The sequence below is a fragment of the Polaromonas sp. P1_G2 genome (genome assembly GCF_056405515.1).
Genome location: NZ_JBFUBY010000206.1, coordinates 1 through 7,439 on the forward strand (window position 1 = coordinate 1; position 7,439 = coordinate 7,439).

General features: G+C 63.4%; 8 protein-coding genes. All 8 read left to right on the forward strand.

The window, feature by feature from the left end; genetic code table 11:
• Window positions 1–1,360 (forward strand): methylmalonyl-CoA mutase family protein (locus tag AC1D0P_RS18450; protein WP_477678079.1); only part of this gene is annotated, 1,360 nt, incomplete at its 5' end.
• Window positions 1,361–1,367: 7 nt separating this feature from the next.
• Window positions 1,368–1,835: a GNAT family N-acetyltransferase gene (locus AC1D0P_RS18455; protein ID WP_477678080.1), complete on the forward strand. Its 468-nt coding sequence runs from the start codon at window positions 1,368–1,370 to the stop codon at window positions 1,833–1,835.
• A complete protein-coding gene (meaB, locus tag AC1D0P_RS18460; RefSeq protein ID WP_477678081.1) occupies window positions 1,835–2,863 on the forward strand; it encodes a methylmalonyl Co-A mutase-associated GTPase MeaB in 1,029 nt (342 codons plus the stop codon). Before AC1D0P_RS18455 ends, meaB begins: the two co-directional genes overlap by 1 nt.
• Entirely contained in the window at window positions 2,860–3,732 is an 873-nt protein-coding gene (locus AC1D0P_RS18465) for an alpha/beta hydrolase family protein (protein ID WP_477678082.1), read from the forward strand. Before meaB ends, AC1D0P_RS18465 begins: the two co-directional genes overlap by 4 nt.
• Before the next feature lie 30 nt (window positions 3,733–3,762).
• Window positions 3,763–5,295 carry an acyl-CoA carboxylase subunit beta gene (locus AC1D0P_RS18470; RefSeq protein WP_477654657.1) on the forward strand — a complete coding sequence of 511 codons (1,533 nt, stop codon included), beginning with the start codon at window positions 3,763–3,765 and terminating at the stop codon, window positions 5,293–5,295.
• Between the two features lie 3 nt (window positions 5,296–5,298).
• A complete protein-coding gene (locus AC1D0P_RS18475) occupies window positions 5,299–5,631 on the forward strand; it encodes a hypothetical protein (protein WP_477678083.1) in 333 nt (110 codons plus the stop codon).
• Window positions 5,632–5,661: 30 nt separating this feature from the next.
• Window positions 5,662–6,126: a YdcF family protein gene (locus AC1D0P_RS18480; protein WP_477678084.1), complete on the forward strand. Its 465-nt coding sequence runs from the start codon at window positions 5,662–5,664 to the stop codon at window positions 6,124–6,126.
• 161 nt (window positions 6,127–6,287) lie between these two features.
• Window positions 6,288–7,439, forward strand: a 1,152-nt coding sequence (locus AC1D0P_RS18485) for an acetyl-CoA carboxylase biotin carboxylase subunit (protein WP_477678085.1), incomplete at its 3' end; no start/stop codon positions are given.

A 7,439-nucleotide genomic window follows, 5' to 3' on the forward strand; every position in this document is an offset into this window, starting at 1 on the left:
GGGCAAGGGCCTGGACGTGGATGAATTCGCCGGGCGCCTGAGCTTCTTCTGGGCCATCGGCATGAACTTCTACCTCGAAGTCGCCAAGATGCGCGCCGCCCGCCTGCTGTGGTGCCGCATCATGAAGGGCTTTAATGCCAAGAGTCCCAAGAGCCTGATGTTGCGCACCCACTGCCAGACCTCCGGCTGGAGCCTGACCGAGCAGGACCCGTACAACAACGTGGTACGCACCACCATAGAAGCCATGGCCGCGGTTTTTGGCGGTACGCAAAGCCTGCACACCAACTCGTTTGACGAAGCGATTGCGCTGCCCACCGAGTTCAGCGCCCGTATCGCCCGCAATACCCAGCTCATCATCCAGGAAGAAACCCACATTCCCCACGTGATAGACCCCTGGGCCGGCAGCTACATGATGGAAAAGCTCACCCAGGACATGGCTGACGCCGCCTGGGCCATCATCGAGGAGGTCGAGGCCATGGGCGGCATGACCAAGGCCGTCGACAGCGGCTGRGCCAAGCTCAAGATCGAAGCCGCCGCAGCGGAGAAGCAGGCGCGCATCGACAGCGGCAAAGACGTCATCGTCGGCGTCAACAAATACAAACTCAAGACCGAAGACGCCATCGAGTCGCGCGACATCGACAACGTGGCCGTGCGCGACGGGCAGATCACTCGCCTGAACGCCATCAAGGCCAAACGCGACAGTGCGGCGGTGCAGGCGGCGCTGGACGCCTTGACGGCGGCCGCCGAAAATAACAGTGGCAACCTGCTGGACCTCAGTATCAAGGCCGTGCGCCTGCGCGCCACGGTGGGCGAGGTCAGCGATGCCCTCGAAAAAGTTTACGGGCGCCACCGCGCCGATACACAAAAGGTGACCGGTGTGTACGCTGCCGCTTATGACTCCGCCGAAGGCTGGGAAACACTCAAGTCCGAGATCAACGCCTTCGCCGAAGAGCAGGGCCGCCGCCCGCGCGTGATGATCTCCAAGCTGGGCCAGGACGGCCACGACCGCGGCGCCAAGGTGGTGGCCACGGCCTTCGCCGACCTGGGATTCGACGTGGACATGGGTCCGCTGTTCCAGACGCCTGAAGAGTGCGCGCGCCAGGCGATTGAAAACGACGTGCACGCCGTGGGCGTCTCCACGCTGGCCGCCGGCCACAAGACGCTGGTGCCGGCCATCATCGCCGAGCTCAAGAAGCAGGGCGCCGACGACATCATCGTGTTTGTGGGCGGCGTGATTCCGCGGCAGGACTACGAGATGCTGTATGAGGCCGGCGTGAAAGGCATCTACGGCCCGGGCACGCCGATCCCGGCCAGCGCCAAGGACGTGCTGGAACAGATTCGCGCCGCTGTTGCGAAGTGAGCCCGCGGTGACGGATATCAGTTTGCGCCTGTCCCTGCAGCCGGTGCTTGCCGGCGACTTCGAGGACATGCTGGCCTTGCGCATAGACGCGATGCGGCCCAGCCTGGAGCGCGTCGGCCGCTWTGACCTCGCGCGCTCGCGCGAGCGCTTGTCAGCGGGATTTTTGCCGCAGTACATGCAACACATCCTGCTGGACGGCGAGCGCGTGGGTTTTTTCACGCTCAAGCCCGAAGGCCAGGCGGCCCTGCGGCTTGACCATCTTTACCTGCGCAGCAAGGCCAGCGGCCAAGGCATAGGCGCCTGGGTGCTCGGCCAGGTGCTGGCCCAGGCGCGCGAGCGCGGTCTGGCCGTGAAGCTGACTGCGCTGAAAGAAAGCGATGCCAACCGCTTCTACCTGCGCCATGGCTTTGTGCTGCAGGGCGAAGAGGGCGTCGACCTGCACTATGAATGGCCCGCGGTGGAGCGCGTGGCGTGATGGCCGCGCCTGATTTCCTCCAGGCCATCATGGGCCCGGACGCGATGGCCCAGCGCCGCGCCATCGCCAAGGCCATCACGCTGCTGGAGTCCACCCGTGCCGACCACCGCGCCCAGGGCGACGAACTGCTGACGGCCTTGCTGCCCCATACCGGCAAGGCCATGCGGCTGGGCATCAGCGGTGTGCCCGGGGTCGGAAAATCCACCTTTATCGAAGTGCTGGGTTTGCACCTGATCGCACAGGGTCACCGTGTCGCGGTGCTCACCGTCGATCCTTCCTCTTCCGTCTCGGGCGGTTCCATCCTGGGCGACAAGACCCGCATGGAAAAGCTCTCGGTGCACGAGCGCGCCTACATCCGGCCCAGCCCCTCCAGCGGCAACCTGGGCGGYGTGGCCGAAAAGACGCGCGAGGCCATGCTGGTCTGCGAAGCCGCCGGCTATGACGTGGTGATCGTCGAGACCGTGGGTGTGGGCCAGAGCGAAACCGCCGTTGCCAACATGACCGACATGTTTGTGCTGATGCAACTGCCCAATGCCGGCGACGACCTGCAGGCGATCAAGAAGGGCGTGATGGAACTGGCCGACCTGGTCATCATCAACAAGGCCGACATCGACGCCGACGCGGCCATGCGGGCTGAAGCGCAGATCACCTCGGCGATGCGCCTGTTCGGCCTGGTCAACAATGCCATGGACAGCACGCAGGCGGCCAACTTTGACAAGAACTGGCACCCGCGGGTGATCCAGCTCAGCGCGCTTCATAACAAAGGCGTGGACGTGTTCTGGAAAGCCGTGACAGAGTTCAAGGCCTTGCAGCTTGCCAACGGCCGTCTCGCCACCCGGCGCCAGCAGCAGTCGCTCTCCTGGATGTGGGAGCGCATAGATGCCGGCCTCAAGCAGGCCTTTCGCCAGGACCCGCAGGTGCACGAGCGCCTGCCCGGCCTGCTGGCCGAGGTGGCGCGCGGCGAAGTCGCGCCCTCGACAGCCGCCCGTAGTTTGCTGGCGCTTGCCGCCAAGGGATGGGACCGATGAAGAAGATAGTCATCCTCTGCGTTCTGCTTCTGCAGGCCTGCCTGGCCTGGGCGGGTGGCATGGTGGCCGGCGAGCCGCAGAGCTTTGTCTTCACTGACAAGGGCTATTTCGCGGACAAGCCCGTCACCGTGCACTACTACAAGGCGCGCAGCGCCGGCCCCGATGCCAGGGTGATGATGGTGATCCATGGCGCGGAGCGCCAGGGTTCGCGCATGCGCGACAACTGGATGCCTTTTGCCGAGAAAAACAAGCTCATCGTGCTGGCCCCGGAGTTCGACGAGGCGCGATTTTCTTCCCGGCTGTTCAATATGGGCGGCATCGAGACGCGCGACCGCAGCAAATGGTCCTTCCAGATCATTGAGCATCTTTTCGATTTTGTCCGTGCCGACGAGGGGCTCACGGCGTCCGACTATCTGCTCTTCGGCCACTCAGCCGGCGGGCAGTTCGTGCATCGCTTCATGCTGCTGACGGAGGCGCCCCGCGTTTCCGTCGCCGTGGCCGCCAATGCCGGCAGCTACACCAYGCCCCGTTATCCTGGCCTGACGGACGACAAGTTTCCCTACGCACTGGACGAGAGCATCGTCAGCCCCGACAAGCTCAAGCAGGTTTTTGCGCGCAAACTTGTCGTGCTGCTCGGCGAGGCCGACATCCAGACCGACGCGGCCAACCTGCCGAAGGCCAGGCAGGCCACGGCACAGGGCGCGAACCGGTTTGAGCGCGGCAGCAACTTCTTTGCGCAGGCCACCACGCAGGCGCAGAAGCTGGGCACATCGCTGGCCTGGGAGCGCGTCACGGTGCCGGGCGTAGGGCACGACTCGCGCCGCATGAGCCAGGCCGCCGCGCGCCTTTTGTTTGATTCAACCAAGTAAGTTTTCACTGTCGACATTGCGGAACACACCATGCAAGAAATACTCGAACAACTCGAAAAGAAACGCGCCGCGGCCCGCCTGGGCGGCGGTCAGAAGCGCATAGACGCGCAGCACGGCAAAGGCAAGCTGACGGCGCGCGAGCGGCTGGAGCTCCTGCTGGACGAAGGCACGTTCGAAGAGTGGGACATGTTCGTCGAGCACCGCTGCACCGACTTTGGCATGCAGGACAACAAGATCCCCGGCGACGGTGTGGTCACCGGCTACGGCATGATCAACGGCCGCCTGGTGTTTGTCTTCAGCCAGGATTTCACGGTGTTCGGCGGCGCCTTGAGCGAAGCCCATGCCGAGAAGATCTGCAAGGTGATGGACCAGGCCATGAAGGTGGGCGCGCCCGTCATCGGGCTCAACGACTCGGGTGGCGCCCGCATCCAGGAAGGCGTGGCCTCGCTGGGCGGTTATGCCGACGTGTTCCAGCGCAACGTGATGGCTTCCGGTGTGGTGCCGCAGATCAGCATGGTTATGGGCCCCTGCGCCGGCGGCGCGGTGTACTCGCCGGCCATGACCGACTTCATCTTCATGGTCAAGGACAGCTCCTATATGTTTGTTACGGGGCCCGAGGTCGTCAAGACCGTGACGCACGAGGAAGTCACGGCCGAGGAACTCGGCGGTGCCACCACCCATACCACGCGCAGTGGTGTGGCCGACCTGGCATTCGAAAACGACGTCGAGGCGCTGCTGATGCTGCGCCGTCTGTACAACTACCTGCCGTTGAACAACCGCGAGAAAGCGCCGATTCGCCCCAGCGCGGACCCGGCCGGCCGCATGGACCTGAGCCTGGACACTCTGGTGCCCGAGAACCCGAACAAGCCGTACGACATGAAGGAGCTCATCGTCAAGACGGTGGACGACGGTGATTTTTTCGAGATCCAGCCCGAGTACGCGAAGAACATCATCATCGGTTTTGCCCGCATGGAAGGGCAGACAGTGGGCATCGTCGCCAACCAGCCCCTGGTGCTGGCCGGCTGCCTGGACATCAAGAGTTCCATCAAGGCCGCGCGTTTTGTGCGCTTTTGCGACGCCTTCAACATCCCGGTGATCACCTTTGTCGACGTTCCCGGCTTCATGCCAGGCACCAGCCAGGAATACGGCGGCATCATCAAGCACGGCGCCAAGCTGCTGTACGCCTACGCCGAGTGCACCGTGCCCAAGATCACGGTGATCACGCGCAAGGCCTACGGCGGCGCCTACGACGTGATGGCGTCCAAGCATCTGCGCGGCGATGTCAACTTCGCCTGGCCCAACGCGGAGATCGCGGTGATGGGCGCCAAGGGCGCGGTGGAAATCATCTTCCGTGAAGACAAGGGCGACCCGGCCAAGCTGGCCGCCAAAGAGGCCGAATACAAGGCCCGCTTCGCCAACCCCTTTGTGGCCGGCGCGCGCGGCTTTATCGACGACGTGATCCTGCCGCACGAAACCCGCAAGCGCATCTGCCGCTCGCTGGTCATGCTGCGCGACAAGAAGATCGAGAACCCGTGGCGCAAGCACGGGAACATCCCGCTGTAAGCCATGTCCGGAATTTTCGCCTTGGACATTTCTGGCCCGACACCCGGCAGGTACCGTCCGGGGATCATGCGCTGGCTGCAGCTGGCGATCGGCCTCCTGTTGCTGGTCGACTGCCTTTACCTCGTGACGGCCAAGGTCACGCACCTCGGCGTGATCGTGCCGGCAGTCATCGCGACGGTGCTGATCGCGCTTTCATGGTTCGCCGAACGTTGGCATAGGTGGCTGCGCGGACGCCGCTGGCGATGGCTCGCCTGGCGGCTGGTACTCACCGGGTTCTTCCTGTGGCTGGCCTCCCTGCTGGTCTTTTTTGTTGTCCTGCAGCGGCTGCAGCCTTAGGCTGCGGGAGATGCCGATCCGCGGATCATCGTGGTTCTCGGCTCAAGCACGCCGAACGGGCAAGCCTCCCCGACCCTGGCGGAGCGCCTCAAACTGGCCTACAGCCTCGCCGGGCAACATCCCCGGGCGCGGGTCGTGGTCAGCGGCGGAACGGACTTCAAGCAGCAGATTCCTGAAGCGCGTGTGATGGCCGACTACCTGGTCGGCCTTGGGCTGGATGCCGCGCGCATCAACCTGGAAGACCAAAGCACCAGCACGTATGAAAACCTGGTGTTTTCGGCGCGTCTGCTGGAGGCTGCGGGTGTGAAACGGGATGTGCCCATGGTGCTGGTGACCAGCGACTTTCACACGCTGCGCGCCGGCTGGATTGCCGAAAAAGCGGGCTGGTCCCATGTGCGCACGGCGGGTGCCTTGACACCGCTTTATATGCGCTACAACGCATGGACGCGCGAGTATTTCGCCTGCTTTTCAGGCTGGTTGCTGCGGGAATACTGAGCTGCCGCGTATCAAAAAAGAAAATCGACTGGACATCATCATGTTTACCAAAATTCTCATAGCCAATCGCGGTGACCAAGCGCGAAGCGCTGCAGCAGCGCAGCTAAATTGCATGGCACGCGTAGCGTGCGCAGGCGGTTTCACCTCGATGGAAAGAGCTTATGTTTAAAAAAATACTGATCGCAAATCGAGGTGAAATCGCCTGCCGCGTCATCCTGACCGCCCGCAAGATGGGCATCAAAACCGTCGCGGTGTACTCCGACGCCGACAAGGACGCGCGCCACGTCGAACTGGCTGACGAGGCCGTCAACATCGGCCCGGCACCCAGCCGGGACAGTTATCTGCAGGCCGACAAGATCATCGCGGCCTGCAAGCAGACGGGCTCGCAGGCGGTGCACCCGGGTTATGGTTTCCTCAGCGAGAACGCGGGCTTTGCCAAGCGGGTCGAGGAAGAAGGCATCATCTTCATCGGCCCCAAGCACTATTCGATTGCCGCCATGGGCGACAAGATCGAATCCAAGAAGCTGGCCGGCGCGGCAGGGGTCAACTGCATTCCCGGCGTGAACGATGCGATTGAAACCGCCGAGAAAGCGGTGGAGATTGCCAAGGGCATTGGCTACCCGGTGATGATCAAGGCCAGCGCGGGCGGCGGCGGCAAGGGCTTGCGCGTGGCCTTCAACGACAAGGAAGCGTTCGAGGGCTTCACTTCCTGCCGCAACGAGGCGCGCAACAGCTTTGGCGACGACCGCGTCTTTATCGAGAAGTTTGTCGAGGAGCCGCGCCACATCGAAATCCAGCTGCTGGGCGACAGCCACGGCAATGTGGTCTACCTCAATGAACGCGAATGCTCCATCCAGCGGCGCCACCAGAAGGTGATCGAAGAAGCGCCGTCGCCCTTCATCAGCGACGCCACGCGCAAGGCAATGGGTGAGCAGGCGGTGGCGCTGGCCAAGGCCGTGAAATACCAGAGCGCCGGCACGGTAGAGTTCGTGGTCGGCAAGGACCAGAGCTTTTACTTCCTCGAAATGAACACCCGGCTTCAGGTCGAGCACCCGGTGACGGAATGCATCACGGGCTTGGACCTGGTGGAACTGATGATCCGCGTCGCGGCCGGTGAGAAGCTGCCGATCGCGCAGAAGGACGTGCAGCGCAATGGCTGGGCGATTGAGTGCCGCATCAACGCCGAAGACCCGTTCCGCAGCTTCCTGCCTTCGACGGGCCGGCTTGTGCGCTTCCAGCCGCCCAAGGAAACCATGTTCGCGGCCGACACTTCACAGCTGTTCGGCGTGCGCGTGGACACCGGCGTTCAGGAC

Coding starts and splice junctions, on each gene's coding strand:
- AC1D0P_RS18470 (WP_477654657.1), top strand. CDS start 3,763: ATGCAAGAAATACTCGAACAACTCGAAAAGAAACGCGCCGCGGCCCGC.
- AC1D0P_RS18475 (WP_477678083.1), top strand. CDS start 5,299: ATGTCCGGAATTTTCGCCTTGGACATTTCTGGCCCGACACCCGGCAGG.